Source organism: Weissella viridescens, from assembly GCF_003862435.1.
Taxonomy (GTDB): Bacteria; Bacillota; Bacilli; order Lactobacillales; family Lactobacillaceae; genus Weissella; species Weissella viridescens_A.
On sequence record NZ_RHGY01000005.1, the window covers coordinates 22,210 to 49,138 of the forward strand.

At 39.7% G+C, this 26,929-nt stretch carries 31 protein-coding genes; 23 read left to right on the forward strand and 8 right to left on the reverse strand.

All coding sequences use genetic code 11. From position 1 onward, the window contains the following. Positions 1–65 precede the first annotated feature (65 nt). Together lepA and D3P96_RS05260 are read left to right on the forward strand one after the other, a co-directional pair. Positions 66–1,898, forward strand: a complete 1,833-nt coding sequence (lepA, locus tag D3P96_RS05255; RefSeq protein WP_124943325.1) for a translation elongation factor 4 — start codon at positions 66–68, stop codon at positions 1,896–1,898. A 129-nt stretch (positions 1,899–2,027) separates the two neighbouring features. Then, entirely contained in the window at positions 2,028–2,270 is a 243-nt protein-coding gene (locus D3P96_RS05260) for a type B 50S ribosomal protein L31 (protein WP_124943326.1), read from the forward strand. Positions 2,271–2,459: 189 nt separating this feature from the next. Here the strand turns inward: D3P96_RS05260 and D3P96_RS05265 are convergent, their stop codons facing one another. Genes D3P96_RS05265 through D3P96_RS05275 form a run of 3 tightly spaced genes read right to left on the reverse strand, consistent with a single transcriptional unit; the run spans position 2,460 to position 3,930 of the window. Then, a complete protein-coding gene (locus D3P96_RS05265; RefSeq protein WP_124943327.1) occupies positions 2,460–3,116 on the reverse strand; it encodes a hypothetical protein in 657 nt (218 codons plus the stop codon). Positions 3,117–3,171: 55 nt separating this feature from the next. Beyond that, complete coding sequence (locus D3P96_RS05270; protein WP_124943328.1) at positions 3,172–3,570, reverse strand: hypothetical protein; 399 nt, start codon at positions 3,568–3,570, stop codon at positions 3,172–3,174. Between the two features lie 3 nt (positions 3,571–3,573). After that, the gene (locus D3P96_RS05275; RefSeq protein ID WP_124943329.1) at positions 3,574–3,930 is read right to left on the reverse strand and encodes a helix-turn-helix domain-containing protein; all 357 of its coding nucleotides are present in this window, start codon (positions 3,928–3,930) and stop codon (positions 3,574–3,576) included. A gap of 259 nt (positions 3,931–4,189) precedes the next feature. Here D3P96_RS05275 and D3P96_RS05280 point away from each other — a divergent pair, with 259 nt between their 5' ends. The 13 genes from D3P96_RS05280 (at position 4,190) to D3P96_RS05340 (ending at position 15,014) form a co-directional block, all read left to right on the forward strand. Further along, entirely contained in the window at positions 4,190–4,384 is a 195-nt protein-coding gene (locus D3P96_RS05280) for a hypothetical protein (RefSeq protein ID WP_124943330.1), read from the forward strand. Further along, a complete protein-coding gene (locus tag D3P96_RS05285) occupies positions 4,303–4,644 on the forward strand; it encodes a hypothetical protein (protein ID WP_124943429.1) in 342 nt (113 codons plus the stop codon). Before D3P96_RS05280 ends, D3P96_RS05285 begins: the two co-directional genes overlap by 82 nt. 136 nt (positions 4,645–4,780) lie before the next feature. Then, positions 4,781–5,032: a hypothetical protein gene (locus D3P96_RS05290; RefSeq protein ID WP_124943331.1), complete on the forward strand. Its 252-nt coding sequence runs from the start codon at positions 4,781–4,783 to the stop codon at positions 5,030–5,032. 452 nt (positions 5,033–5,484) lie between these two features. Further along, positions 5,485–5,724, forward strand: coding sequence for a CsbD family protein (locus D3P96_RS05295; protein WP_124943332.1), 240 nt, complete (start codon positions 5,485–5,487; stop codon positions 5,722–5,724). 22 nt (positions 5,725–5,746) lie between these two features. Continuing rightward, positions 5,747–5,998, forward strand: a complete 252-nt coding sequence (locus tag D3P96_RS05300; RefSeq protein WP_124943333.1) for a GlsB/YeaQ/YmgE family stress response membrane protein — start codon at positions 5,747–5,749, stop codon at positions 5,996–5,998. A gap of 153 nt (positions 5,999–6,151) precedes the next feature. Next, positions 6,152–7,522 (forward strand): amino acid permease, encoded by a 1,371-nt coding sequence (locus D3P96_RS05305; protein ID WP_124943334.1) that lies wholly within the window; start codon positions 6,152–6,154, stop codon positions 7,520–7,522. Between the two features lie 82 nt (positions 7,523–7,604). After that, positions 7,605–9,113, forward strand: coding sequence for a carboxypeptidase M32 (locus tag D3P96_RS05310; RefSeq protein WP_124943335.1), 1,509 nt, complete (start codon positions 7,605–7,607; stop codon positions 9,111–9,113). Positions 9,114–9,209: 96 nt separating this feature from the next. Continuing rightward, positions 9,210–9,821 carry a nitroreductase family protein gene (locus D3P96_RS05315; protein ID WP_124943336.1) on the forward strand — a complete coding sequence of 204 codons (612 nt, stop codon included), beginning with the start codon at positions 9,210–9,212 and terminating at the stop codon, positions 9,819–9,821. A gap of 303 nt (positions 9,822–10,124) precedes the next feature. Then, positions 10,125–11,480: a Na+/H+ antiporter NhaC family protein gene (locus D3P96_RS05320; protein WP_124943337.1), complete on the forward strand. Its 1,356-nt coding sequence runs from the start codon at positions 10,125–10,127 to the stop codon at positions 11,478–11,480. An 81-nt stretch (positions 11,481–11,561) separates the two neighbouring features. After that, entirely contained in the window at positions 11,562–12,788 is a 1,227-nt protein-coding gene (locus tag D3P96_RS05325) for a D-alanyl-D-alanine carboxypeptidase family protein (protein WP_124943338.1), read from the forward strand. A gap of 379 nt (positions 12,789–13,167) precedes the next feature. Beyond that, positions 13,168–14,529, forward strand: a complete 1,362-nt coding sequence (locus D3P96_RS05330; protein WP_124943339.1) for a Na+/H+ antiporter NhaC family protein — start codon at positions 13,168–13,170, stop codon at positions 14,527–14,529. A 67-nt stretch (positions 14,530–14,596) separates the two neighbouring features. Beyond that, positions 14,597–14,806, forward strand: a complete 210-nt coding sequence (locus D3P96_RS05335; RefSeq protein ID WP_148091219.1) for a hypothetical protein — start codon at positions 14,597–14,599, stop codon at positions 14,804–14,806. A 28-nt stretch (positions 14,807–14,834) separates the two neighbouring features. Then, the gene (locus tag D3P96_RS05340) at positions 14,835–15,014 is read left to right on the forward strand and encodes an LPXTG cell wall anchor domain-containing protein (RefSeq protein ID WP_185696096.1); all 180 of its coding nucleotides are present in this window, start codon (positions 14,835–14,837) and stop codon (positions 15,012–15,014) included. A 15-nt stretch (positions 15,015–15,029) separates the two neighbouring features. Here D3P96_RS05340 and msrB read toward each other — a convergent pair whose 3' ends face one another. The 3 genes from msrB to D3P96_RS05350 all read right to left on the reverse strand — a co-directional run bounded on the left by msrB (position 15,030) and on the right by D3P96_RS05350 (position 16,191). Then, entirely contained in the window at positions 15,030–15,479 is a 450-nt protein-coding gene (msrB, locus tag D3P96_RS05345; RefSeq protein ID WP_124943342.1) for a peptide-methionine (R)-S-oxide reductase MsrB, read from the reverse strand. 62 nt (positions 15,480–15,541) lie between these two features. Beyond that, positions 15,542–15,685 (reverse strand): hypothetical protein, encoded by a 144-nt coding sequence (locus D3P96_RS08365; protein ID WP_185696097.1) that lies wholly within the window; start codon positions 15,683–15,685, stop codon positions 15,542–15,544. A 20-nt stretch (positions 15,686–15,705) separates the two neighbouring features. Then, positions 15,706–16,191, reverse strand: a complete 486-nt coding sequence (locus tag D3P96_RS05350; protein ID WP_124943343.1) for a hypothetical protein — start codon at positions 16,189–16,191, stop codon at positions 15,706–15,708. Positions 16,192–16,634: 443 nt separating this feature from the next. Between D3P96_RS05350 and D3P96_RS05355 the strand changes: the two genes are divergently transcribed. The 3 genes from D3P96_RS05355 (at position 16,635) to D3P96_RS05365 (ending at position 19,949) form a co-directional block, all read left to right on the forward strand. Beyond that, on the forward strand, positions 16,635–18,746 hold the full coding sequence (locus D3P96_RS05355) for a hypothetical protein (protein ID WP_124943344.1): 2,112 nt from the start codon (positions 16,635–16,637) through the stop codon (positions 18,744–18,746). Beyond that, a complete protein-coding gene (locus D3P96_RS05360) occupies positions 18,746–19,399 on the forward strand; it encodes an ATP-binding cassette domain-containing protein (RefSeq protein WP_124943345.1) in 654 nt (217 codons plus the stop codon). Before D3P96_RS05355 ends, D3P96_RS05360 begins: the two co-directional genes overlap by 1 nt. Before the next feature lie 88 nt (positions 19,400–19,487). Continuing rightward, complete coding sequence (locus D3P96_RS05365) at positions 19,488–19,949, forward strand: hypothetical protein (RefSeq protein ID WP_124943346.1); 462 nt, start codon at positions 19,488–19,490, stop codon at positions 19,947–19,949. A gap of 529 nt (positions 19,950–20,478) precedes the next feature. On the opposite strand, the gene D3P96_RS05370 is transcribed toward D3P96_RS05365, so the two are convergent. After that, the gene (locus D3P96_RS05370) at positions 20,479–20,868 is read right to left on the reverse strand and encodes a reverse transcriptase-like protein (RefSeq protein ID WP_124943347.1); all 390 of its coding nucleotides are present in this window, start codon (positions 20,866–20,868) and stop codon (positions 20,479–20,481) included. A gap of 2 nt (positions 20,869–20,870) precedes the next feature. Next, on the reverse strand, positions 20,871–21,122 hold the full coding sequence (locus D3P96_RS05375; protein WP_124943348.1) for a hypothetical protein: 252 nt from the start codon (positions 21,120–21,122) through the stop codon (positions 20,871–20,873). A 197-nt stretch (positions 21,123–21,319) separates the two neighbouring features. Between D3P96_RS05375 and D3P96_RS05380 the strand changes: the two genes are divergently transcribed. The 5 genes from D3P96_RS05380 (at position 21,320) to D3P96_RS05400 (ending at position 26,904) form a co-directional block, all read left to right on the forward strand. After that, positions 21,320–21,736 carry an EbsA family protein gene (locus tag D3P96_RS05380; RefSeq protein ID WP_185696098.1) on the forward strand — a complete coding sequence of 139 codons (417 nt, stop codon included), beginning with the start codon at positions 21,320–21,322 and terminating at the stop codon, positions 21,734–21,736. Next, positions 21,711–22,625: an RluA family pseudouridine synthase gene (locus tag D3P96_RS05385; protein ID WP_124943349.1), complete on the forward strand. Its 915-nt coding sequence runs from the start codon at positions 21,711–21,713 to the stop codon at positions 22,623–22,625. The genes D3P96_RS05380 and D3P96_RS05385 overlap by 26 nt, the downstream gene beginning before the upstream one ends. A gap of 164 nt (positions 22,626–22,789) precedes the next feature. Then, complete coding sequence (gene pyrR, locus D3P96_RS05390; protein ID WP_124943350.1) at positions 22,790–23,299, forward strand: bifunctional pyr operon transcriptional regulator/uracil phosphoribosyltransferase PyrR; 510 nt, start codon at positions 22,790–22,792, stop codon at positions 23,297–23,299. A 63-nt stretch (positions 23,300–23,362) separates the two neighbouring features. Next, the gene (locus tag D3P96_RS05395; protein WP_124943351.1) at positions 23,363–24,439 is read left to right on the forward strand and encodes a carbamoyl phosphate synthase small subunit; all 1,077 of its coding nucleotides are present in this window, start codon (positions 23,363–23,365) and stop codon (positions 24,437–24,439) included. A 2-nt stretch (positions 24,440–24,441) separates the two neighbouring features. After that, positions 24,442–26,904: a carbamoyl-phosphate synthase large subunit gene (locus D3P96_RS05400; protein ID WP_124943352.1), complete on the forward strand. Its 2,463-nt coding sequence runs from the start codon at positions 24,442–24,444 to the stop codon at positions 26,902–26,904. Positions 26,905–26,929: the final 25 nt, after the last annotated feature.

Here is a 26,929-nt window from a genome sequence, read left to right on the forward strand (position 1 = left end):
GGCTATCAACGGTATAATGAAAGGTACTAGCAAAATAAAATTTAAACTGAAGGAGCGCATAAAAAATGGATTTAGAAGAAATGAAAGCGCGCCAATCACGTATCCGTAATTTTAGTATTGTTGCCCATATTGATCATGGAAAGTCGACAATTTCCGATCGTATCTTGGAATCAACACATACGGTTGCAGAACGTGATATGCAAAATCAATTATTAGATACTATGGATCTTGAACGTGAACGTGGAATCACAATCAAAATGAACTCGGTTGAAGCACACTATGAGGCTCCAGACGGTGAAACATACATCTTTCATTTAGTTGATACACCAGGTCACGTCGACTTTTCATACGAAGTCTCACGTTCTTTGGCGGCTGTTGACGGCGCAATTTTGGTTGTTGATGCTGCCCAAGGGGTTGAAGCACAAACCTTGGCAAATGTTTATTTAGCCATTGAAAATGACCTTGAGATTATCCCGGTCATCAATAAGATTGATCTTCCCGCTGCTGATCCAGAGCGTGTCCGTGAAGAAATCGAAGAAGATATTGGAATCGATGCTTCCGATGCCGTGATGGCTTCAGCAAAAGAGGGAATTGGAATCCCTGAATTGTTGGATCAAATCGTTTCAAAGTTACCAGCTCCTGAAGGAGACCTTGAGGCGCCGCTACAAGCCCTTATCTTTGATTCAGCCTATGACTCATATAAAGGGGTTATTTTAACAGTTCGTGTCCGTGAAGGGGTTATGAAGCCCGGAGACAAGATTCGTTTCATGAACTCAGGTGCGGAGTATGAAGTGACGGAAGTTGGTATTAATTCACCCAAGCCAATTAAGCGTGAGTATCTCATGGCTGGTGATATTGGTTACGTGGCTGCATCAATCAAGAGTATTCGTGATGCGCGTCCGGGTGACACAATTACAACTATTGATAACCCAGCTGCTGAACCACTTCCAGGATATCAACCAATGACGCCAATGGTTTATTCTGGGCTTTATCCAACAGATAACGCACGTTACAATGATTTGCGTGAAGCCTTGGAAAAGCTCCAATTAAACGATGCGTCACTTGAGTTTGAACCTGAAACGTCACAAGCGCTTGGTTTTGGATTCCGGACTGGATTCTTGGGATTGTTGCACATGGACGTTATTCAAGAGCGTTTGGAACGAGAATTCGACCTCGATTTGATTACAACGGCACCTTCTGTTACGTATCATGCATACAAGAATGATGGTGAGATGGTCGAAGTGTCTAATCCGGCTGAAATGCCTGATGCTGCGGAAATTAAGAGCATTGAAGAGCCATATGTGGCTGCGCAAATTATGGTACCGAATGATTATGTCGGAACGGTTATGGAATTGGCACAAAGCAAGCGTGGTGAATTCGATACCATGGAGTATTTGGACAAGCAACGTGTGAATGTTAAGTACTTCATGCCACTTTCAGAAATCATTTTTGATTTCTTCGATAAGTTGAAGTCTTCAACGCGTGGTTATGCATCATTGGACTATGATTTGGCAGGATACCGTCCATCTGATTTGGTTAAGGTTGATATCTTGTTGAATGGGGACAAGGTCGACGCGTTGAGCTTTATTGTTCATCGTGACTTTGCACAATCTCGTGGACGTTTGATTACGTCAAAACTAAAGGATATTATTCCGCGTCGAAACTTTGAAGTGCCAATTCAAGCGGCCATCGGATCAAAGATTATTGCGCGTTCAACAGTTAAAGCTTACCGTAAGGACGTTACGTCAAAGATTCACACTGGTGACCCTGACCGTCGTGCTAAGTTGCTTGATAAGCAAAAGAAGGGTAAGAAGCGCATGAAGTCAGTTGGTTCTGTCGATGTGCCACAAGAAGCCTTTATGGCGGTTATGAGTGCTGAAGAATCTGACGAAAAATAACGAGAATTTAACCAGAAAAACAATTCTGGACTACCAAAAGTTTTTAAAATATGGTATTATAATTCAGTTAACTTAAATAGAAAACTGACTCTAGCACTTAGGTGCTAGGGCGATAAGGAGAAATTGATAATGAAGCCTAATATTCATCCAGATTACCACCAAGTGGTATTCGTTGACTCAACTACTGGTTACAAGCTTTTGACTGGTTCAACTCGTACATCAGACGAAACAGTTGAATACGAGGGTAACACATACCCAATGATTCGTGTTGAAATCACTTCAGATTCACATCCTTTCTACACTGGTAAGCAAAAGTTTACTACTGCCGATGGAGCTGTGGACAAGTTCAACAAGAAGTATGGTTTGAAGTAATCATACTTTCTCATAAACGCTGGTATAACGGACTAAACGCCGTTGTAGCAGCGTTTTTGTTTTGTTTCAATGGTGAATAATGGTATATCCATTTTATGGATTTCAATTTTCGTCCACATTTTGCCCAAAATCCCCATTAAAAAGAGCGGTTTTAAGACACGCTCAGGTCTATAGAATAATATATTAGGTTTAATCACCTTTACCAATTTTTTGACCGTTCTCGTCAAATGAATCACCATTGGCATCGTTGTGAATTTTAGTGCCATCTGACAATGTGAATTCAGCATTCGGTGTGCGGGCTTTTTCAGCATATGAGGTATCTTCAGTATCGTTGCTAGATCCTGTTTCAACTAACTTATGATCTACAGTTTCAGTTAAACGGCCTTGTTCTAGACCGTACATATTTTGCATTTCACCACTCGTCATGCCGGCGCCAATTGACGTCGCCGCCTGTAGAGATTGTTCAACACCCATGCCGTCATGTTCTCTCAGGTAACGGGCATAAGTCATGCCATATTTACCAATAAACGTCGCAACATCCATTGATGTAGCATCTGCTTCGACGGCGTTGTTGGATGAGCTTTCTGCCAATTCTTGATTTGAGCTTGCTACAGTCGGCGTGGTTGATTCAGCTTGTTGCGCTGTTTTTTGCTTTGCTTTCGCTTTTGCTGTCGATTTCGACTCTGACTCTGACTTTTGCTTGGCTAATGAAGATTCTTTTTCCCTAACAGAAGCTAGTTCAGCTTTTTTAGTGTTTTGTGAGTAAACGTACTCATAAGATCCAAAACCAGTTGCCCCAACTAATAAGATACCAGCGACGAGCCAAGTCGCCCAATGTTTATGCATGTGATAACTCCATTTCATTTTTTTGTGTTGAAAGTATGTGTGCGTTTATATGAAATTAATCATAGATCATTTCTTTGACCAGCGGTTCAAACCAACTTGGCAAACCAAACTCATTCATAAAATCCGACCAATTTCTGTATTCGTTTGGGGTATCACCATAAACCAAATGTGCAATCATACGAATGGCATGTGTATTCGTCTCACGTTCAACCTTATTCTTTATATACGGCGAAAATGTGTATAGAAACGATGGTTGCGAGAATTGGATATGACAAATCTCATGGGCGAGTCGAAAGGCGACACTAATCGATGATTGATAGTTGTGATTTAAGTTAATCACCTTTTGGTTACAAAAGGCGACGTCAGGATCATTGCTGTTACCGCTCACTTCTTTGATGGCAATGTTGGAAGCATCGGCAACTTTTAATAAAGCAGCAAATAATTCTTCATGCATAGGCTATTGCCCGTTGTCTTTCAATCCGTTTAGCATCGTAAGTAAAGCCTTTTTATATTCATTTGAAAGTGGCTGCCCATCAAACATAGCCATGCCTTCTTCAGATAAGACTTGATCGAGATCTACGGGTTGCTCTGGATGTGCCGAGTGTTCCGTCATGGGAGTTTCAGTATGTCCTAATAGATAATCAACTGACACGCCCAAGGCATCGGCTACTTTTTTTACTGTTTCGTACTTTGGTTCAACGCCCTGATTGTAGCGATATAAGGCATTTTCGGAAAGTCCAGCTTTCAGTGCAGTCTGTTTTAGTGAAAGTCCACGTTCGTTCGCTACGCGTTTAATGTTTTCAAATGTACTCATGGCGTATCCTTTCTGGATTTTAATCAACAATTACACAAATGTACACAAATAACGTTGACTAATTACACAACTGTGTTGTATGATAGAAACATCAATTGAGTTAGTAGAAATAGCAGTAATAACACGATGAAATCGTGTGTTTTACTGTACTTCAATAGTACACGGTAGTGTAATTGTAGTCAATTGTTTTCATGAAATTACACAAAATGGACAACTTTAGAGCGGAGATGTGTTGCAAAAGGTATAGGAGGTAATAGCGATGGCGGATCGGATTGATAAATTATTAGAACGGTATTTTACGGGTGGCTTGGATTTAGACATAAAAATGCGTGAACAAGAGTTGCGCCAACCAATTTCAAAAAAGATGAAAATATTGGTAGAGGACGTGCGCAAAATAACTATTCAAATGCATTTGAGAATACACTTGTACGGATTGAACAAGATGAAAAATTAAATGAATTACAAGAGCAATGGGCTAAAATTAAGACTTGTATTGATGTGTTTGATCGAGAATGTAAAGAAGTGTTCTATCAACGCTATCGAAATCGGGTGCGGTGGGAAATGATTGCCCAATTACATTATGTTGATGAGCGGACGCCAAGACGCTGGCGTGATGCTGAAAAGAATGCGAACAAGCCGAGTTATAATGCCCGTTTTAGATGGTTAAATCGTAATAATTTATTAGATTTGAATGTCATGAAGTCAACGTGGTGAGGGGTGCATGTGAGATGTACATCTTTCTACATGACATTAATTTCAGGACCCAGGAGTTAGGACTTTTAACAAAATGTAGTAAATATGAACGACGTAGATTTGAAAATGGAAGATTTAGAAGCGGAGGTAGTTGACGATGGGGATTATTGATTGGAAAAGTATATTTTCAGGTGTTGCAATGATGATAACACCAATAAGTGCATGGTATTTGACTTGTAAGCAACAACATCAGAGCGTTGAAGCTTATTATATGGATAAAATCGTTGAAGAAAATGCGAAATTACATCAAGAAAATGATCGACTCGCAATTCAAGTGAAAAGTTTAAATGATGAGTTAATCAAGATGGAGAAGTCATTAAGTGTCAATGGGCTTGATTTTGAGGTATAGGGTTGAGTCGTAAAAGACGATGGCGCTAGTTGGTACCATGAATGATATTTATTTGAGATATGGGCCTAAGACCAAAATTGTATGAGGAAACAAAGGGGACGGGTTAATATGCATAATGCAAAAGAAATTTAGAATAGTTAAGTAAAGACGCAGAAAAAAACAAGTCTACCTATGACATGACATAAATTGGCCATGATTTTTATGCGCCGGACGACGTTATTTTGGTTAATGAAATGAAAAAATATAGCTTGTAAAAATAGGAGAAGACATGCAGGGAAAATGGCGTAATATGCGGTAAAACAGGTATTCCTGGCAGAATATGCAACTGAAATTAATCAGCTTAAAAGGTGTGTTGTTTATGAAATTTTGAATTTAAAAAAAGAAAAAACACTTCCCTTTTTAAAAGTTAGCCTATATAATAAGAGTCAATAAATGAAAGAGAGGGTATTATTATGAGTTTGGAAGATCAAGTTAAGGGTAAGACAGACGAAGTAGCAGGTAAGGCAAAGGAAGTTGCTGGAAACGTTACTGGAGACAAGCAAACTGAAGCAGAAGGTAAGGCACAAGGCCTTGCTGGTAAGGCTAAGGGATTGTTTGGCGATGCCAAGGATAAGGCCAGCGAAGTTGCTGGAAACGTTGCTGACAAGGCAAACGATGTTGTTGACGACGTTAAAGAAAAGTTTGACAAGTAATTTAAGAGTTAGGAGTTAGGATATGTTTGGATTAATTTGGGAACTTATTATTGGTGCAGTTATCGGTGCAATCGGTGGTGCAATCACTAGTAAGGGTGCTTCAATGGGTTGGATCGCCAACATTGCCGCAGGGCTAGTTGGATCATGGCTTGGTGAAAAGTTGCTAGGTTCATGGGGTCCTCACTTGGCCGGTATGGCTATCTTCCCATCAATTATTGGTGCGGTTGTAGTTGTTGTTGTTGTTTCATGGCTAGTAGCTAAGTTCGGCAACTAATTAAGTGATTTATGATTTAAAGAGACATACTGAGGTATGTCTCTTTTTTTGTGTAATATATTCATTTTTAGTGCATAAAAAATGTTTTTATTGTAAAAATATGCACACTTGTGGTACAGTTATCTGTATCGAAGCAAAGGTGAGGTGGGAGAAATGTCAGAAGCAAGTACAAAACCAACAGAACTATCGCGTGGCTTAACGCAACGCCACGTCCAGATGATGGCGATCGGTGGGACGATTGGGACTGGGCTCTTTTTAGGGGCGGGGGATACAATCAATCTTACGGGACCATCCGTTCTATTTATTTATATGATTACAGGTGGATTCTTGTTTTTCATGATGCGTGCCATTGGTGAAATGTTATATGTTGATCCTAAATCTAGTTCGTTCGTCAGTGTGGTTTCTAAATATATTAATCGTGAGACAGGATACTTTGTGGGTTGGTCGTACTGGATTACATTGATTTTGCCCGCTATGGCTGAATTAACTGCAATTGGTCAATATTTACAATACTGGTTGCCGCATATTGCAGCCTGGAAGATGGAATTGGCTATTATGGCTATTTTGATTATTTTAAATTTGACGGCAGTGCGTTTTTTTGGTGAAGCAGAATTTTGGTTCGCTTCAATTAAAATCATTGCAATTTTAATTGTTATTGCCATCGGATTGTTCATGATGATAACGGGATTTAAAACGCCGGGTGTTCATGGTGGTGTTGTCAGTTTTAAAAATATTACAGATGGCTTTCAGTTTTTCCCGAATGGGTCGGTTGATTTTCTAAAAGCTTTTCCAATGGTGTTTTTCTCTTTCGTTGGGATTGAATTTGTTGGTTTAATGTCTGCAGAAACAGTTGATCCACGTGTTGTTATTCCAAAAGTCATTAACACGGTTTTGGTCCGAATTTTGATTTTTTACGTGGGTGCTTTGGCAATTATTATGTCAATTTGTAATTGGCGTTACCTACCAGCCAATGAGAGTCCCTTTGTGATGGTCTTTCAGTTAATTGGTCTGAATGGTGCTGCTGCACTTATGAACTTCGTTGTTTTAACAGCTGCATTGTCAGCGTTAAATACACTGATTTATTCAGCAGGACGTGATATTTTTGCTCTTTCTAAAGAAAACGATGGTGTCGTTGAACGTTATTTCTCAAAACTTTCAAAGACCGCAATTCCTGCGCGTGCGATTCTGTTTTCAGCAGGTTTGATTTGTTTGACACCGATTGTAAATTTCATTCCAGCATTATCGTCTGCATTTAATTTCTTTGCATCTGCGACTGCGGCGATTACATTAGTCATTTATACATTGATCATGATCGCGCATCGGCATTATCGTCGTAGTTCGGATTATTTACCCGATGGATTTAAAATGCCATTTTATCGGATAACGAGTCCAGCCACGATTCTCTTTTTCATCTTTATTTTTGCCATGTTATTCATAACTCCAACAGATCGAATTGCAGCTTATGCTGGAATTGCTTGGACAATCATTTTTGGATTGTTTAGTCGTTACTATGTGAATAAATAATAAAAAAAGCACAATTTGTGCTTTTTTTTGTAGATTGGTGTAAAATATTAGAAAACAATGAGATTAGAAGAGGAGTGATGGCATGACTGAATTTACTGGTGCAGATTTACGAGCCAATATGAAAGAGCAAGCTTTGATTGAAGAAGGCTTGGCATTAGCAGAATGGGATCAATTAACCGGTATGCCTGTTGCTGCAGGTGATTTTCGAGCTGAATTAGTTAGTTATTTGAGTTCTAAATACTTTCAAGTTGCGACTGGAACTGAAGCTGCTGAATTAGTAGCATATTTCAAAGAACATCGAGACCTATTAACGGATGACGAGCAAAAATTATTTGATCGTTATGTAACTGATTACGAAGAAGTTGCTGCGATTCCAGAAGATGAATACACTGCGTTTGGTAAGTTGAGTTCTGCAGGACAAGATGCATGGACGAAAGCACGTGAGGCTGATGATTATCAGTTATATGCACCTACGCTAAAGGAATTAATTGCGACAAAAAAGCGCTTTATTTCATATTGGCGTAAAGATGAAGCAACGCCTTATGATGTCTTATTGAATCAATTCGAACCTGGTTTAACAGTAGCGAAATTGGACGGAGTCTTTGAGACTTTGAAAAATGGGATTATGGCTTTGCAACACGACTTGCAAACACAAGGGACTGAACCAGAAAATGATTTCTTGTCACGGGAAATCCCAGTCGAATTACAACGTCAGTATGTCTGGGATGCGGCTCAACGTTTAGGCTATGATGCAAATAAGGGTCGCCTTGATGATACAATCCATCCCTTTATGCAGGATTTGAATCGCGATGATGCGCGAATTACCACGCGTTGGGCTGCTAATGACTTCCAAATGGCAGTTCTTGGCATTTATCATGAAGCTGGTCACGGGTTATTTGCTCAAAATGTTGCGCCTAAGTGGGATTACACACCCTTTAATAAGGGAATTGCAATGAGTATTCACGAGTCTCAATCACTTTTTAACGAGGTTATGATTGGACGTTCAAAGGATTTCTGGTCACATGAATATCCAATTTTGCAAAAAGCGCTAGATGGTCGTTTGGATGATATCGACTTTGAACACTTCTATAAAGGCTGGATGCTAACCAAGCCAACGTTGATTCGAACTGAGGCTGATCCAATCACTTATCCATTGCACATTATTATTCGTTACGAAATCGAAAAAGCGATTTTTAATGATGATTATAATGTCGATGATCTTGAAGAACTTTGGAATAGCAAGTATGAAGAATATCTTGGAATTCGTCCAGATAATGCTGTTGATGGTATTTTGCAAGATATTCATTGGGCCAGTGGGGACTTTGGTTATTTCCCATCATATGCATTGGGACACTTGTATGCGGCGCAGCTCTATCATGCCATGCATAAGGACTTTGACGTCGAGGCTTTGCTTGCTGAAGGAAACATTAAACCGATTTTTGATTGGCGTCGTGAACATGTTTGGCAATATGGTGCTTCTAAGACACCGGCTGAAGTGCTAGAAGATGCGACTGGAGAGACCTTGAATCCACAATACTGGCTTGATTTACAACGGGCACGGTATTCCGACGTTTATGATTTAAATGCATAAAATGGTGAAAAAACACTTTACTTACTTTTTGTAATGTTATATACTTACTTTTTGTAAGGTATATAACACGTTTATTTGGAGAGGGAGTAATTTACCATGGAAGAATTTAACTCACTATTAGAACTACAAGCAGCCCGTCGTTCATTTTATGCATTGGGGCACGATGTTCCCTATACAGATGCTGAACTAGAAGAGATGTTCAAAAATACAATTCGTGAAACGCCAAGTGCTTTTAATAGTCAAACGGTGCGTGCGGTATTTGCCTTTGGCGAGCAGCATGAAGCCCTTTGGGATATGGTCATCGAACGGATGCGTCAAGTTGTATCTGATCCAGAGGCCTTTGAAGTTACTTTAGCTAAGTTAAATGGCTTTAAGCATGCGTACGGAACAGTTTTGTTATTCACAGATACTGATGTTGTTAAGCAATTGGAACAAGATGTGCCAACGTATGCAGCTAACTTCTATGATTGGTCAGAACAGGCCATTGGTATCGTCTCATACTCACTATGGTTAACAGCACGTGAACATGGATTGGGTGGTAACCTACAACACTATAATCCATTGATTGATGAAGATGTTCGCGCTGCTTTCAAGGTTCCGGAAAATTGGCGTTTGCGCGCTCAATTTGTATTTGGTTCAATTGAAGGTCCTGCCAAAGAAAAAGATTATGTTGAAGATGAAGTGCGTTTTATCTCATTAAATGATTAAATTAAATAGCGGTCTCATGGATGAGATCGCTATTTTTTTCTTGACAAGATATTAAATTAAGATTAGAGTTATTCTCATAAAAAGAAATAGCGCTTTTGATTGTATGTCAGAGAAGTCGTGTTTAGCTGGGAGCGACGCAGGTCAGGGGTGTGAACTATACACAGAAAACTCATAAATAAATCAAATGAAGCGATATTGAGCATGTTCAATATAATTTTGGGTGGTACCGCGGTTAACATCGTCCCAGCTATGCTTAGGCATAGTTGGGATTTTTTATTGGGAAGAATTTAGTGGGGTAGCATAATGGAACAGCAAAAAAGGCGATTTATTGCCGTAACGGGATTAATTATTGGGTTGATGTTGATTTTTGGAATTGGCATGATTCATTTTAAGTTAGCGCCATATGTGCCGTTGACCTTGGGGTTGATGGTGACGATGATTTTTGGCCGTTTAAATGGTTACTCATGGCAAATAGTGCAAAATCAACTTTTGGCAGGTGTTCGGATCGGCCTAGCGCCTATTTTCTTGTTTTTATTGATTGGCATGATTATTGCCTTATGGATGGGGGATGGAGTGATTTCGACTTTGTTGTGGAGTGGACTCCACTTAGCACAACCGAACTGGTTTTTACCAGCTGCTTTTGTGATTAGCGCTCTCATCGGAACCGCGATTGGGTCATCGTTTACAACAATTGCGACCATTGGTGTTGCGTTGATGGGCATCGGTACGACCTTTGGAATACCGATGCCTATGTTGGCTGGAGCAATTATATCAGGTGCCATCTTTGGCGATAAGAGTTCGCCCCTTTCTGGATCAACGAATCTGGCGGCTTCAATTGCTGGAAGTGAGTTGTTCGCGCACATTAAAAATATGATGTGGACAACGATTCCAGCCTTTGTCCTATCATTGATTGGGTTTACGAGTTTGGGGTTGTTGCATCATACCCAGGCTAGCCCAGCAAGTTTGATGCAGTTACAAGCGCATTTAACACCGCAATGGTGGAGCTTATTATTGGTGGGGCTGTTATTTGTGACCGCTTGGTTTAAAATTCCGGCCATTCCAACCTTGTTAATTAATGTCGCTGCTTCGGCGTTGGTCTTTTTACATACGCACACAGTTGCTAATTTGAGTGATGTAATGATGAATGGCTTTAAAACAACTTCATCAGATGCAACGGTACAAGCATTATTAAATCGTGGTGGAATGTTATCGATGATGAGTACAGTGTTGATCATTATTTTAGCTTTGGCTTTGGGTGGGATTCTCACTGAAGAGTCAATCTTAGCTGATTTTATGGCCCCACTGATTAAACGTGTTACGACGCAAGCTGAGGCAGTAATTGGGACGTTAATGACTGGAATTCTCGCTAATTTTATGATTGGCGAAAAATGTTTAGCAACGATATTGCCAGGGGAGCTTTGGAAACCAACTTTCAAGCGTTTGGACTTAGCGCCAGTCGCCTTAAGCCGAACGCTCGAAGATTCAGGAACTGTTGTGAATTATCTGGTGCCATGGGGCGTTGCGGGTAGTTTTTGTGCCCAAACCTTAGGGGTTCCAGTAACGCATTTCGCGGTATTTGCCATCTTTGCGTGGGCATCGCCTTTGTGCTCGATGATTTCAGCAGTGACGAAGGTTGGTTTAGAACAAAGTGATGATTAACATAGTCATAAATTTCGGCGATTTTAAGCCAAGTTGAACCAGAGTTTTGTATACTGACTCATATAAAGAGGAAGTGACAAAATGAAATTATTGAAGTATTTACAAATTGGTGCAGTTGTTGCTGGCTTAGCGGTGGTGCCAGCGCAAGTCGCGCAAGCTGCCGTCATTACGCCTAAAACAGATATGGGTTCAGCAGTTGTGATTCAAGCGAAAACGGGACAGGTGTTGGCAGATCAAAACGGAAATGAACGTTTGCCAATTGCCTCGGTTTCTAAATTAATTGTTGTTTACATGTTGGAACAAAAAATCCAAAAAAATGAATTATCACTCGATCAAAAGGTGACAATTCCTGAAGATATTGCCAAATTCAGTCAGGATAGCAGTGTGGCAAATGTGCCGATGACAACGAGTCGGACGTACACGATTTCACAAATTTTGGACGCAACCTTGATTGAATCCTCTAATGCTGGAGCCATGGAGCTAGCCCACTTGGTAGCTGGTTCGCAGGAAAATTATTATCAACAAGCTGAAAAATTGTTAACTAGCTGGGGGATTAAAAATCCAAAGATGTATTCTGCTTCAGGACTACGAAATGGTGATTTAGCTTCTTTTGAAGACAAATCTGTTGCACCCAGTGCGGAAAATAAGTTTTCAGCACGTGAAATCTCCCTAATTTCAAAGCATTTGGTCGATGATTACCCACAAATTACAACGTACACACAGAAAAAAGAAGCAAATTTCCCATTACCTGATGGGTCAAATATGGTTTTGAAAAATACCAATTTATTGTTGGGGAATAAGCAATACCATATTGATGGACTAAAAACGGGATTAACGCCGAATAATGGCTCAAATCTTGTTTCACACGGGACGTTGAACCACCAACCAGTCATTACAGTTGTTTTGAATACGAATGACCATCCACGTCAAGAAATTTTCAATCAAACCTTATCGGTACTTGGTCAAGTCCAAGATCAAACCAAGTTGCAAGCCCCACAAACAAAGCAGTCTGTTAAAATCGATAATGCTGAGGGAAATCACGGTCAAGTTGCCCTGAAAGCGGGTGCCGGTCAACAATATTTTGTAAAGCAAACGGATGATACGGTGTCAATTAATGCAATTAAGCCAAAGGCAAACGTGGCTGCGCCACTTCAAACGAATGATGTGGTAGCAACTGGACGCGTCTCTTTTAGTCAAAAAGCAGATGATGACTTTATTGACGGTAAAACGCCACAGCTTAAGCTTTATCCCACACAGGGTGTGAAAAAAGCTAATCTATTTACGACGTTAATTCAAAAAGTTTCATAAAAATGATTGACAAATGAGAGCATGCTGAGTAAGATTAGTTACATTAAGTCAGTAGGTAGCTAAATTGTATGTCAGAGAAGCCGTGTATTGCTGTGAGCGGCGCAGGTTTAGTTACTGAATTATTTACATGCGAATAGTCGGATCAAAGAGGTATTGGACAAGTCTATTTGTCGAATATAATTTTGGGTGGTACCGCGGATTAGTAAACACTAATATCGTCCCAACTATGCTTAGGCGTAGTTGGGACTTTTTTTATTTTAAGGAGGTTAGCACATTGGGGTATTTGAACTAAAAGAAACATCAGGTGGTTTGATTCGATATCACATTTAATTAGAGCACACAGAACCATGTCACAAACAAATTAGATGGAGATATCATTATGCAAAACAAACACAGATTTTTATCAGTCACACTTTTAATGCTTTTATTATTTGCAATCTTTGGCATTAGTATTATTCAATTTCATTTACCCCCATTTGTCCCGTTGATTACAGCGATTATGGTGACGATGGTTTTTGGAAAGCTCAACCATTTTTCATGGAATGATTTGCAAAATCAATTGTTATCTGGGATTCAAACCGGATTAGCCCCAATTTTCTTGTTCTTGTTAATTGGGATGTTGATTGGATTATGGATGGCGGTTGGTGTCATTCCAACGCTATTATGGACGGGACTAAATTTGGCAAGTCCAACATGGTTCCTACCAGCAGCGTTCTTGATTCCGGCTTTGATTGGAACGGCCATTGGATCAGCGTTTACGACGATGGCGACGGTGGGAGTTGCCTTGATGGGTGTTGGCTTAACGTTAGGATTCCCAGCGCCAGTACTTGCCGGAGCAATTATCTCAGGAGCAATCTTTGGTGATAAAAGTTCACCATTGTCAGATTCAACCAACTTAGCAGCATCAATCGCGGGTACTGATCTGTTTGCCCATATTAAGAACTTGATGTGGACGACTATTCCAGCCTTCTTGGTATCGCTAATTGCCTTTACTGTGCTTGGACTACAAAATCATGCGACGGCAAGTCTATCTTCAATCACAACGTTACAACATCAATTACAACCAAACTTTTGGTCATTGCTTTTGTTGGTCTTACTCTTCGTTATGGCTTGGGTAAAGATTCCAGCGATTCCAACCTTGATGATTAACGTTGTGTTATCTTCATTGATTTTCTTAACGAACCATTCATTGACGGCTCTGAGCGATACCATCTTAAACGGATTCAAGACTTCAGCCGATAATCCAACGATTCAAGCTTTATTAAATCGTGGTGGGATGTTATCAATGATGCCAACAGTCATCATCATTATGCTGGCACTAGCACTAGGTGGAATGTTGTCACAAGAAAACATCTTGCAAGACTTTATGGCACCAGTGATTAAACGTGTGAAGACGCAAGCTGCAACGGTCACGGGGACAATTATGACAGGAATCCTCGCCAACTTTATGATTGGTGAGCAATACTTGGCAACAATCTTACCAGGGCAACTTTGGAAGCCGGTTTTTAAGCGAGTGAAGCTATCACCGTTGGCTCTTGGGCGAACGCTTGAAGATTCAGGAACTGTGATTAACTACCTCGTGCCATGGGGGGTCGCCGGAAGTTTTGCGGCCCAAACGTTAAATGTCCCAGTAACAAGTTTTGCTTTGTTTACAATCTTTGCTTGGATTTCACCAGTCTTCTCATTACTTTCTGCCTGGACCGGGATTGGTTTAAAACAAGCATCAGACCAATTAGAATAGACCATTTTAAAATGGATAAGGCAGGTAAGCATTGGCTTTTGCGGCCTTTTTCGCCTTCGCATCAGCTATGACGTCTGATGCTTCAGTAGATGACCTCTCTGAAGCTGATTCACAGAAGAAGGATGAAGACATTAAGCCTGTCGACTCAACAGATTCCAAAGGACCAGTTGATCCAGTAGCACCAAACGATGATTTGGCAGAGACTAAGCCTAGGGTTAAAGAACAATTTGAAAACCTGGTTGGTCTTGATGACCAAACCAAGGATGAATTAAATTGATGCTGCAAAAACGACTGAAGAAATGTATGTGACTTTGAATCAAGCACGTAAAACGCTACCAAATACGGGTGTGGCACCATCACATCTATTGGAAGCCTTTGGTTTGCTAATGCTTTCATTGGGATTGCTTGTGCCATCTCGTCGTAAGCAGACTGGAAAATTAGCAAAGTTTGATATAAAAAAAGAGGCGTTACCCCATGTCGGGTAACGTCTCTTTTTGTGTTTAATTATCAAAAAGTTGGAGATACTTGCCATAACCTTCAGCTTCCATGTCGGCCTTAGGCACGAAACGAAGTGCTGCTGAATTAATGCAGTAACGCAAACCTCCCTGATCAGTTGGACCATCATCAAAAACGTGTCCAAGGTGTGAATCAGCATTCTTTGAGCGAACTTCAGTACGTTCACGCAGTAGCTTGTAATCAGCTTCCTCTACTAAATTATGGTCATCAATGGGACGTGTAAATGAAGGCCAACCACATCCAGCATCATATTTGTCAGTTGAGCTAAATAGGGGTGTCCCATCTACGACGTCAACAAAAATACCATCATCCCACCAGTCGTCGTATTTACCACTAAATGGGCGTTCAGTGGCTGCGTTTTGGGTAACAGCGTATTCTTCGTCAGTTAAACGTTGCTTGAGTTCTGCTTGTGTTTCTTTGTTTTTTTCAGTCATTAGGTTAACCTCCTACGGTTATTAGTATATAGTTTAACGCTTTTACTAATAAAAAGAAAGTATTATTGCGCTTTCTTCAAGTGCGCTAACAGTGCAGAACCTGTCAATGCGGCAATAACGACACTAAGCGTACCAAGGGCAGAGATAGCGACGTGTGTTTCCGTCTCGGGTGTTTTAACGGTCACTTCAATTAGTTTATCTGACATAAAGACTCCTCTATAGATGGCTAGTTTGAAAAATCAATGATTTCTGCGAAGTTGTTACGGTAATCCTGCGTTAAATTAGCGTATGGACTATTAATAAAGATGGTAAAGAAATTGTGCTCAGCCCCCGTTTCAAATAGTTGGGTTAAAACTGTTTGTTTGGCTGTTGACCACGTGGTGCTTTCAAAATCGTCGATAACAATAATATTGAGTTCAGCTTGATTTTGGGTGAAATTTTGTTGCATGGTTGTCTGTAAATTGTTTAGAAAATCAGATGCGAGAGTGGGCTTGAGTCCCTTGAACAGCGTCGTTTGATTGTCAAAATCAGTGACTTGCAGGTAAGGTGTTGCGTCATTTTCTTCATAAATCCAAATGTTACCAGAGATTTCATTGGCGTAGGTCGACTGCCAATCCTGAATTTTTTGTCGGACGGCCTGTACCATTTGGCCTTGATCGCCATTAGTAATGAGGGTGTGATGTAACGTTTTAGGGTGAGTGGGGTTCTCCATAGTCATTAACCTTCTTAAATGTTATTTTTTATCATTATAGTCCAATCTAATTCTAAAGAAAACCGCGTGGATAAAAGTTAAATGATGAGGTCATAGCTGAAGAAATATTTCACTCAGAGTAGCAGCCATTAATTCAATGACTGACACTAGGACGTCACGTGAAGGGCATACCGTGGGCGCATAAAAGAGAAGCGGAAGTAGACGATAAGTGAAAATGACTTTAGCACTTAACTTGGTAGCGCTTGGTAGTAGACAAATAGAATGCGTACGGACTATACCAGTGGTAAGAGAGATTCTTTCCATACATATTTGTTTTTCGCTTGATATTATAATATGTCACATTTTTTCCATATTTAAAATATGCCATATGGACATGCAATAATTAAATCATATAAAATTATTTATGTGATTTAATTATTTTTTATTATAAGGTGTAACTTTAAATGTTCAGAAAAAGTTTATTAATAATAATTGGTTCAATTTTTATTTTGGGTGCATATCTTCTTTTTTATAATTCAAATAACGCTTATTTATTACGGACAGCCGAACAGCAATATAACTTTGAGGATAAATTTAAGGTAATTAATATACCTGATTTCATTGATAGTGATGATAAATATAAAGAAGTTTTGTCTGTTTTAAATGATGCTAGTAAAGAAGTTAATATTAATTATATGAAGGTTCAGCTTCTTTCGGGGTATCAGATTGATAAAGCTGGTTTTTATAATTATGGTCTTCCTAGGGCAGAGTTGAACTATCAAGTGCATACTGTGAAATCTAGCAATATTTGGACCCTTTTTCAACAATCTACTAAAAAAGTAGGTTCTAAATATGTTAACGATTTGCCTCTAAAGGGATATTCTTCAGGTATTAGTCCAATTGACAATGATATTTCTTATAACGGACGGCAAGGTGATTTTTATATTGAGACAGACAGTAAGGACGATTATGATAAGTTTATTGAGGCGTTAGCTTTGAAATATAATCGTGAATTTCATAAAACTTATACGCTTTCGTCATTTCAAGAAAGTAAGGATTATCAAAAAGCCAATTTACAAATTGAGTTTCCTGATTTAACTGAATTACAATTTGCGTTGTTTGGATTACTTTCAATTTTTGTTTTGTTGTATGTATTGTTAAGTAGTAAATATATTGGTAGTTATAAGTTGGAGGGGTTATCTAACTTAATGATGACTCGAGAATTGTTTAGAACTGTTTTTTTGTTTATGTTGATCATTACAGGTTTTGTAATTACTTATTTACTTGCATTCGAACATTGGCATATACAGTTAACGGCATATATAGTATTAGGTTCTATTATAGTTATTTTGATTTTAACAGCTTTAGGTGCCGTCTTCTCTTTAAATTATCTTTCTTTAAATAGTCAGTTAAAAAACAAAAATTATTTATCATGGTCATTTTATATTATATATATTATTAAAGCGATTATCTTAATAATKGTATTTAGTAACCTTGTTCCAATTTTTCAGCTTGTATCAACTGAGGCGCAACATAGAGTTTTCACTAGTTATAAAAATAAAAAGATAGGTTCAGAATACGGGATAATAGGGCCAAAAGTAGTCGGTTATGACAATGACAATGAAGTTGGAAAATTAATTTCATTGGAACAGTTGGATGATTTGATGTATGAAAAATTAAATCGTCGAGGGGCATTATTATTTGATGGTGGTGATTTTGAAGCTGATAAAGTATACACCGATAGAAAAGATCATGACTATCAAAAATTTAATATCGTTAATCCGAATTATTTAAAAAGATTCCCAATTAAGGATGTAGATAACAGAACGATTAAAGTTAATGATGATGAATCAACTTTAGTATTACTTATGCCTAAAAATAAGAAAAGTGAACTTACTGCTTTAAAGAAGTATATTTCAGATACGGAGTTACAAATTACAGGGAAGCGACCGGTTTTAAAAGTAATATCTGTACCAGCAAATCGCACCTATTTTGACCTAAGTATGGGTGATGTTAGAGAGATGCAGCCTATGGTAGTATCTACGACAAATAATAGTTCATATGTATGCAGAAACATTATGAATGGCCAAGAAAACCGAGATGCATTAAAAATGCCTATTGATATTAGTGAAAGAGAAACTTATAAGTCAATTTTTAAAGATCTAGAAGATAGTAATTATGAGGACAATTATGCACAGATTGTTAAATTAAATAATCTGGATACGGATAATCTTAAAAATGGCATTGGGAATATAAAAAAGACGGTTGTTTCACTAATGGTCACAATAGCCTTTATATTATTGATAACTGTGTATTTAGTTGTGCTTTATTTCAGGAGCAACGATAAGGAAATATATTATAAATACATGTCGGGATACAGTAATCTACGCATGATTTCTAAATTAATGTTATTGATTATTATGCAATACGTTATTTTATTAATAATGTTATTGGCAAAAGCAGATTTTGATGGTATTTCATTGGTTGGGCTATTTATGCTATTTAGTTTTGAATTGCTGTGTGTTCTTGTGTCAGCTGTTGTTATTAAACATAAAGTGCTAAAGGAGAATAAGTAATGTTTTCAAACATTGGAAATATAACGGTTGAAAATTTGAATAAAAAATTTGGTAAACACCAAGTTTTAGAAAAATTAAACTTAGTGTTTACCAAAGGGGAGATGACTACTATATTTGGACCGAGCGGGGCGGGGAAAAGTACACTTTTAAACATAATTGGATTAGTGGGAAGCGCTGATTCCGGAGTCGTGAAAGTCTTTGGTGAAGAAATTCCAAATGTTAACAGCAGGGAAGCTACTGGATGGAGAAGAAATAAACTAGATTATTTATTTCAAAATTTCGGTCTGATAGATGATAAGACAGTTAAAGCTAATTTAGATATTAGTTTAGTTTATAAGAAAATTGGGAAAAAAGATAAATTAAATCAGCAAATTAAAGCACTTCAAGATGTTGGATTGGATGTAAATTATCTGAAAATGAAAGTACATGATTTATCTGGTGGCGAACAACAACGTGTTGCGATTGCTAAGACAATATTAAAAGATGCAGATGTTATTTTAGCCGATGAGCCGACAGGATCTTTGGACGAAGAAAATAAGAGAAGAATTGCAGAATTATTGGTTGATTTAAAAAACAAGGGGAAAACAGTAATAATCGTGTCGCATGATAGATATTTTGAGAGTATAAGTGACAAATGTGTATATATAAAATGACATAGTGCGCAATTCTAACATTATTTTTTATTCTATAATATAAAAGGTGATTTATCGCAGAAGGATTATCATATGAATGGACAGTGATATGAAAAAACTGTTATTAGCAACAACTGTTTTGGGTGGTATGCTGGCTTTAGGAACTGTGCAAGCATCAGCTGCAACTATTGATATTAATGATTCAACCCCGGGCGTTCAATCTTTATATTTTGATAAGGATAATAATTTAGCTGGGGCTTCATCTAAGAATTTATTTGAACGAGCATCAGCATGTGGGTCTGCTGATATTGCCAAAAATAAAACGCCACAATTAGCTGGGGCTGTAAACTATGCAAATGGGCGATGGGTATATTATACAGATCACAATAACTATCTCAACGGTTATAAGTGGGGGCACTCTAACTATACTCAACGTAAGCTTTCACACTCTTCTTCAGCCCGTGTGGGTGGTACCTTGAGAAGTGCTTCAGCTCGTGCCGAACAACAATCACAGGCGGTAGCAAAAGCGAAGGGTAGTTTCACACCATCAATCGACAATGGTAGCCGGTAAAATTTATAAAAAATATTCCGCTAGCTATAAAAAGCTGGCGGTTTTTGCATATACAGGTGACTGGTTATATATCTAAGAACGCTACCAACAATAGTGTTTCGGAAAAGGAGCAAGACCAAATTGAGTTAACACAACGTGCATTACACCACACCTAGCTATTGTTATCATCACTTTTCGGGTCTGTTAAATCACCCAAATAATTTAGACCATGTATCATGTTGTACATATTGCCTTCTTTATGTAAACTACTACGAAGGTTCATGGTTACAAATGTTAGAATGTAGCAAATGCGACAATTTTTTAAAAGCTAGCTTTGTTTTGTTTCCTGTGGAGCATACCGCAACACCAGTGACAATAGCCCTCTGGAGTGGAATATCAATGCTTATATTCTCCCTCTTTACCGCCTTCATTTTTTGCCTTTGTGATGATTAGTCAAGGATTAGCGCCAAAATGTCATGGGGGGGTACGGAGGAGCATCTAATTCTAAAGAAAACCGCTTAAATTCAAGTAGAATTTAAGCGTTTTTTGTTTAAATAGTAGCAAGGGCTTGGTTGGCAAGCTGATGGGCCCCTTGATTTTGTTTTTCAGGAATCCATTCTAAAATGACATTGCGATATTGGTCCAATTGCTGATTGATGTGTGTGACGTCTGCCATAAAGTTTTTAGCGTAACCTTTGGTTAAACTATCAATCACGATTTTAGAATCCGAATGCAGCATCAATGTGTCAGTCGGTTCAGCTAATGGTGCTACGCAGTTTAGGGCGAAACTCGCTGCAGCAAATTCGGCAGCGTGATTGGACATGTCCGCTAACGTTGTTTTGAATGGGGTTTGTGAGTGGGCAGCTACAATAATGACGCCAGCGGCACTGGGCCCGTTTTGTCCACGGGTGGCTGCATCAAAGTAAAGATGATAGATCATGGTTACTTTGATGTGTCGTTCGTTTTGACTTGAGACTTAGGCGTTGATGCAGGCGTAATATCTTGTGTTTGATTATAGGCATAATTAATACCACCGCCAACTAAGATTAGCATTACACCAATCCAGCCTAAAGCCTTCATAATAATCGATTGTTGCATATGGTCATGATGTGTAAATAGGATGTTGATTACCCATACCAAAAGGGCAATCCATCCTAAAATTGTGATCCCCATCCCAATTATTTCAAGTCTCATAACATTTCCCATCCCATTAATTGTGTATTTATAATACTAGTATAATGAATGAGTGTGGCAGTAAGAAAGATGAATGATTACAGAATTGTTTCAATTCAGCGTGGATTGGGTAGAATAGACGAATCCGACACCTTGACCAGGTAATCAGGACATAACATGTTATACTTATTAGCGAGATAGAGATTGAGGAGAAGATTATGCGCGGTTATTATCAAGTTTCAGGATTGGCAGGCTACGTTTTATGGACATGGTTATTAATGATTCCTGTCTTTGGGACGATTATGTGGTTAGAAGTCACGACATTTAATACGATTACAGCAGTAAGTTATTTGATATTTGTTGTCTTAATTGCACTCATTTTTGGTCGACAACGTGTTGAATTAACGGATGATAGTATTCGCTTTAAGCCGGCCTTTGGGATCCATTCAGATCGTATCCCATTGGAAAAACTACAGTATGTGCAATTTACTAAGCGCACCGTCCTCTTTGTTTATGATGGGGAATCTTATGCTTATTGGTTATCACCTAGCATTCATGCCGCCCTTCAATCAAAATTAGCAAAGTTATCAAACACACAAAAGGAAAATTATGACACAAGAGCAGTTAACAATTAATGAAGAAACGGGACGTCTCGATAAGGTTGTCGCAGATGCCTTTGACGACTATACACGAACCCAAATTGGTGGTTTTATCAGTGATGGCGCACTAAAAGTTAATGATGCCGCAAAGAAAGCCAACTACAAAGTTAAAGCTGGGGACGTGATTACCTTTGACGTGCCAGAACCAGTGGAACTTAAAGCAGAAGCAGAAGATATTCCCTTAGATATTGTTTATGAGGACGACGACCTACTGGTTGTTAACAAACCTCAAGGGATGGTGGTGCACCCAGCCTTAGGACACGCTAATGGGACTCTAGTGAATGCATTGATGTATCATACCCAATTATCTTCAATTAATGGTGTGATTCGTCCGGGAATCGTTCACCGAATTGATAAGGATACTTCAGGTCTTTTGATGGTTGCCAAAAATGATCATGCTCATGAAGCATTAACGGAACAATTAAAAGAAAAGAAAAATTTGCGTCAATATTATGCTTTAGTCCACGGCGAATTTAAAGAAAACCAAGGGACAATTAACGCACCTTTAGGACGTTCAAAAACAGATCGCAAGAAACAAGGTGTTGTGGCAGGTGGTCGTGATGCTGTGACCCATTTTGAAGTTGTAAAGCGTTATGTAGGCTACACATTGCTCCGTGTTACCTTAGAAACAGGACGGACTCACCAGATTCGTGTCCACATGGATTATATTAATCATCCAGTAGCTGGCGATCCACTTTACGGGCCGGCTAAGACCCTTCCAGGAAAGGGGCAGTATTTGCATGCTGCAACATTAGGGCTCACACAACCAACCACGGGTGAAGAGATGACCTTTGAAGCCCCATTACCAGATTACTTTACGGATATGTTGGCGACTTTGGACCCATACCATGAAGAGGATAAGTAATGAAAGCTTGACGTATCTATGTTAAAATAGAGGCGTATCGTCTTAAAAGCATCCCGTGAGGTGCAAGAGGATAACGCACATGTCAAAAAAGCCTGATGAAGTAGCGTTATTCACATTGTTAAGTGGATAACGCTTTTTTAATACAACTAGGAGTATGAAACGCTATGACGAAAGAAATTGTAGATTCAATGGCAATGCAACGCGCATTAACACGTATTACGTATGAAATTATTGAAAAGAACAAGGGGATAAATAATTTAGTCATTGTGGGTATTAAAACGCGTGGCGTTTTTATCGGACAACACATTGCTGAACGTCTTCAACAATTAGAAAGTGCTGAAATCCCTGTCGGGGAACTTGATATTTCGTCATATCGTGATGATCAATCTGAAACGCTTGCCAAGCAACCATTAGATGTCAATATTGATGGCAAGCGTGTGATTTTGGTAGATGATGTGTTATATACAGGTCGTACAATTCGCGCTGCTTTGGATGCTTTGATGGACAATGGTCGCCCAGCTGTGGTTAACTTAGCTGTTTTGGTGGATCGTGGACATCGTGAATTGCCAATTCGGGCTGATTTTGTTGGGAAGAATATTCCAACATCTGCCATGGAACGCATTCAGGTGAATGTTGAAGAAGTAGACGGACGCGACTCTGTTGAAATTGAATAAAATGTGAGTTAAATGGGGCAAGGAAACTCACAGCATCCAGCTGAGGAGGTCCGAGGTAAAGTGATGGCAAAACGATATTTAATATTAGAAGATGGTTCCGTCTATGAAGGTGTCGCCTTTGGGGCACCAGCCACAACCTTTGGCGAAATCTTTTTTCACACAGCAATGACAGGTTATCAAGAAATTATGACCAATCCGATTTATCATAATCAGATTGTGGTCTTTACGATGCCAACAATCGGTGCTGCGGGAATTAATCATCGGGCTGATGAAGCGATTGGTCCAATGGTTAAGGGCGTTGTCGTTCGCGAAGTCGCCGAAGTATCAACGAATCGTTTGCAATCCATGAGTTTGCATGAATTCTTGTTGCGACATAATGTTCCGGGGATTTCACAAGTTGATACACGAGCATTAACGCGTCATCTGCGCGAAACAGGGAGTCAAAAGGCGTCAATTGTGGATTTCCCCGATGATCATGCCTTTGATCAATTGCGGGCGTTGGTTTTAACCAACCAAGAAGTACAACAGACGTCAACGCCGCGTGCGTATGTTAATCCAGGACGTGGCGCTAACATTGTCGTCATTGATTTTGGTCTAAAAAATGGGACGCTGCGCATGTTGAACGACTACGATGCCAACGTGACGGTGTTACCATATACAGCAACATTAGAGGAAGTCTTGAATCTTGATCCAGATGGGATTGTCTTGTCATCCGGACCTGGGAATCCGCATGATATTCCGGAAGAGATTTTAAGTTTGATTCGAACGTTACAAAAAACGGTACCGCTACTTGCCATTGGGCTAGGACATGAATTATTTGCGCTAGCCAATGGGGTTGAGGTTGAACCAATGCCCATTGAGCATCATGGGATGAATCATCCGATTCGAGAACAAATTACAAATCAAATTATGTATGCGACACAGGCGCAAGGATATCAAATCGTGACGAGTACGATTAAAGGTACCGATGTTTTTGTGACACATGTTGATTTAACGGACGGGTCAATTCAAGGACTCCGACACCGAAATTATCCGGCCTTTAGTGTGCAATTTTTCCCAGATACTGCACCAGGTCCGGTAGAAGCGACGCAACCATTTGATGATTTCATGGATATGGTGACCGTACGCCGAGGAGGATAGAAATGGCAGAAAAAATTTTGTTGATTGGTGGATCTGCTAATGGTTTTGGACGGGAAACTGAATCCGATTCAGCAAGTTACCAAATGGTTTCAGCCTTACTTAAGCGAGGCTGTGAAGTCTTTTTGGTCGACGATAATCCAGACAGTTTTACAGCAAGCCGGACGGATGTGCATGTTGAGGTATTAAATTTAACTGCCGAAAATCTGGTAAAAGTCATTATTGCGAATGGGATTACCGGGGTTGTCCCAAATGTCGGTGGTACGACTGCAATTCGCTTGGCTTTTGAAGTCCAACAAATTTTAGGTGATCAAGGTCCAAAAATTTATGGGCTTTCTACACCGGTATTAAAAGCCACACAAAATACGAAATACTTGCAAGAACGCTTGCAACAATGGCATTTACCTGCGGTTCAGACGCGATTAGCTAGTACCCCTGGGGAAGTCTTTGATGCGGCGCGGGAACTCGAATTTCCTGTGGTTGTCCGTTCAATTGCACCACAGGGTCAAGCGTTACGTATGCAGGCTGAAGATGCTGAGGAATTAGATCAAATTGCCGAAGATGCCTTGGCACGATCGTTGACGCACCAGGTCAATGTGGATAAAAGTATTCGCGGTTATAAGGAGATCGCCTTAATTGTTATGCGTGATTTTCGAGATACGAATGTACTGATTGGCGGAATCGAAGATATGGATCCAGTGGGGATTCATTCAGCAGATTCCATTGCGATTACACCGATTCAAACTTTGGCAGACCCGGTTGTGCAAACACTGCGGCATACGGCTTTCAAAATTGCCCGTGGGTTTGATATTAAGGGACTGCTCCAAGTACGATTCGCTGTTAATCCTGAAGATGATACGTATGTTGTGACGCGATTGGTGCCATATTATGACCGTAAAGTTTCTCTGATTGAAGGGGCAACGGGTTATCCGATGGTCCCAGTCATGACAGGCTTAATGCTTGGTGATCGTTTAGAAAAGGTGCATATTCCAAGTAGTTATGCTGAACACACAGCGATGCTCGAACCGACCATGGATCACATTGTGGTGCGTTTCCCAGTCTTTACATTTGGAGAACTTGAACTTGGTGGAATCGAGACGAATCGACGGCTTGATACCATCCAAAAATCCGTTGGAGCAACAATTGGAGTTGGCCGTAGTTTAGAGGAAGCTTTAGAAAAGGCTTTGCGGGCGGCCCACTTTAGCAATCGGAGTTTTTCACCTGACTTGATGGGTGAATTGACAGATAGTCAAGTGATTGCCCAATTGATTCACCCACAAGATAATCGGATTTTATTGCTATTAGAAGCCATTCGCCGTGGTTATACAGTGGACGAACTAGCGGAATTAACGCACATTGATGCCTTTTTCTTCTATAAATTGCAAAAGATTATGCAGTTGGAAATTGATGTGCAAGATCATCCTTGGGATATTGATCTCATGAAAAGGGCCAAGTACTATGGGCTTTCGGATGGATTGATTGCTAAACTCTGGTCATCTGTGTATGATAGTGTCCGCCGTTATCGTTGGGATAATAATGTTTTGCCAACGTATAAGGCTTTTGAGCCTTCAGCAGGTGAGTTCCAAGAATCTGTCTCACAATTTTATTCAACGTTTGAGACGGAGAATGAAAGTGAGCGATTAGGTCAAAATACAGTGCTGATAATTGGGACTGGGGCCTTTCGTTTAGGGGATGGCGCGTCAGCGTCATATGTGATGGCGATGGTGAGCGACGAATACAAGCGACAAGGTTATGAAACGGTATTAATGAACAATAATCCACATGATCTCACGTTTATCCCACAACTTAGTGATAAGCAGTATTTCGAGCCGCTCGAAATTTCGGACATTATGAATGTGGTGGAAGTCGAGCAACCAACGCGAATTGTGGTACCGGGAAATCGGATTAAATTGATTAACAGCTTGAAGTCGGCAGGGCTTAAAGTCGATGTAATTGCGCGTGAAAAGTACTTGGAATCAACATTGACTGAGCCTAAAGAAGAAATTTTGTTGAATTACTTCTTTGATGGCGCAGAATTGCATCCAATTGTGCTGAGTCACCAAACAAATCGTCAAGTTAATATTGAAACGGCAGAACAAACGATATTGCGTGATTTGGCCGTGCCAGAAATGCCGTTCGCTGAGCCTGGGCTCTATCAGTTTGTAATGCCAACCATGCCACAAGCAGGTGTTGGGTTACAGGGTGAGATGCGACCAATGCCATTTACGCACGTTGCCTTTTTGGATAAGGTATCGCATGTGGATTGGTTACGGATGCTTGTACGCTTCATTTTAAATACGTCAACGACAGCTGATGAAGCATTGCTTGATCAACTCCCTGATTTTGATTGGCCATACCAACGAGCGGTACTGCATTATCATGATGCTGAGTTTAAGGAGCACATGAATATTCAAGTGCCACTAGATAATGGGCAATTCGCGATGGGCGTGACCTATGAAGTCGAATAACCTAGAAATTTATGTTACACTAGAT

Coding starts and splice junctions, on each gene's coding strand:
- D3P96_RS05335 (WP_148091219.1), top strand. CDS start 14,597: ATGACGTCTGATGCTTCAGTAGATGACCTCTCTGAAGCTGATTCACAG.
- pyrR (WP_124943350.1), top strand. CDS start 22,790: ATGACGAAAGAAATTGTAGATTCAATGGCAATGCAACGCGCATTAACA.
- D3P96_RS05350 (WP_124943343.1), bottom strand. CDS start 16,191: ATGGAGAACCCCACTCACCCTAAAACGTTACATCACACCCTCATTACT.
- D3P96_RS05325 (WP_124943338.1), top strand. CDS start 11,562: ATGAAATTATTGAAGTATTTACAAATTGGTGCAGTTGTTGCTGGCTTA.
- D3P96_RS05270 (WP_124943328.1), bottom strand. CDS start 3,570: ATGCATGAAGAATTATTTGCTGCTTTATTAAAAGTTGCCGATGCTTCC.
- D3P96_RS05395 (WP_124943351.1), top strand. CDS start 23,363: ATGGCAAAACGATATTTAATATTAGAAGATGGTTCCGTCTATGAAGGT.
- D3P96_RS05365 (WP_124943346.1), top strand. CDS start 19,488: ATGAAAAAACTGTTATTAGCAACAACTGTTTTGGGTGGTATGCTGGCT.
- D3P96_RS05280 (WP_124943330.1), top strand. CDS start 4,190: ATGGCGGATCGGATTGATAAATTATTAGAACGGTATTTTACGGGTGGC.
- D3P96_RS05260 (WP_124943326.1), top strand. CDS start 2,028: ATGAAGCCTAATATTCATCCAGATTACCACCAAGTGGTATTCGTTGAC.
- D3P96_RS05305 (WP_124943334.1), top strand. CDS start 6,152: ATGTCAGAAGCAAGTACAAAACCAACAGAACTATCGCGTGGCTTAACG.
- D3P96_RS05400 (WP_124943352.1), top strand. CDS start 24,442: ATGGCAGAAAAAATTTTGTTGATTGGTGGATCTGCTAATGGTTTTGGA.
- D3P96_RS05295 (WP_124943332.1), top strand. CDS start 5,485: ATGAGTTTGGAAGATCAAGTTAAGGGTAAGACAGACGAAGTAGCAGGT.
- D3P96_RS05370 (WP_124943347.1), bottom strand. CDS start 20,868: ATGATCTATCATCTTTACTTTGATGCAGCCACCCGTGGACAAAACGGG.
- D3P96_RS05330 (WP_124943339.1), top strand. CDS start 13,168: ATGCAAAACAAACACAGATTTTTATCAGTCACACTTTTAATGCTTTTA.
- D3P96_RS05300 (WP_124943333.1), top strand. CDS start 5,747: ATGTTTGGATTAATTTGGGAACTTATTATTGGTGCAGTTATCGGTGCA.
- D3P96_RS05385 (WP_124943349.1), top strand. CDS start 21,711: ATGACACAAGAGCAGTTAACAATTAATGAAGAAACGGGACGTCTCGAT.
- D3P96_RS05275 (WP_124943329.1), bottom strand. CDS start 3,930: ATGAGTACATTTGAAAACATTAAACGCGTAGCGAACGAACGTGGACTT.
- D3P96_RS05380 (WP_185696098.1), top strand. CDS start 21,320: ATGCGCGGTTATTATCAAGTTTCAGGATTGGCAGGCTACGTTTTATGG.
- D3P96_RS05375 (WP_124943348.1), bottom strand. CDS start 21,122: ATGAGACTTGAAATAATTGGGATGGGGATCACAATTTTAGGATGGATT.
- msrB (WP_124943342.1), bottom strand. CDS start 15,479: ATGACTGAAAAAAACAAAGAAACACAAGCAGAACTCAAGCAACGTTTA.
- D3P96_RS05320 (WP_124943337.1), top strand. CDS start 10,125: ATGGAACAGCAAAAAAGGCGATTTATTGCCGTAACGGGATTAATTATT.
- D3P96_RS05310 (WP_124943335.1), top strand. CDS start 7,605: ATGACTGAATTTACTGGTGCAGATTTACGAGCCAATATGAAAGAGCAA.
- D3P96_RS05315 (WP_124943336.1), top strand. CDS start 9,210: ATGGAAGAATTTAACTCACTATTAGAACTACAAGCAGCCCGTCGTTCA.
- lepA (WP_124943325.1), top strand. CDS start 66: ATGGATTTAGAAGAAATGAAAGCGCGCCAATCACGTATCCGTAATTTT.
- D3P96_RS08365 (WP_185696097.1), bottom strand. CDS start 15,685: ATGTCAGATAAACTAATTGAAGTGACCGTTAAAACACCCGAGACGGAA.
- D3P96_RS05360 (WP_124943345.1), top strand. CDS start 18,746: ATGTTTTCAAACATTGGAAATATAACGGTTGAAAATTTGAATAAAAAA.
- D3P96_RS05265 (WP_124943327.1), bottom strand. CDS start 3,116: ATGCATAAACATTGGGCGACTTGGCTCGTCGCTGGTATCTTATTAGTT.
- D3P96_RS05290 (WP_124943331.1), top strand. CDS start 4,781: ATGGGGATTATTGATTGGAAAAGTATATTTTCAGGTGTTGCAATGATG.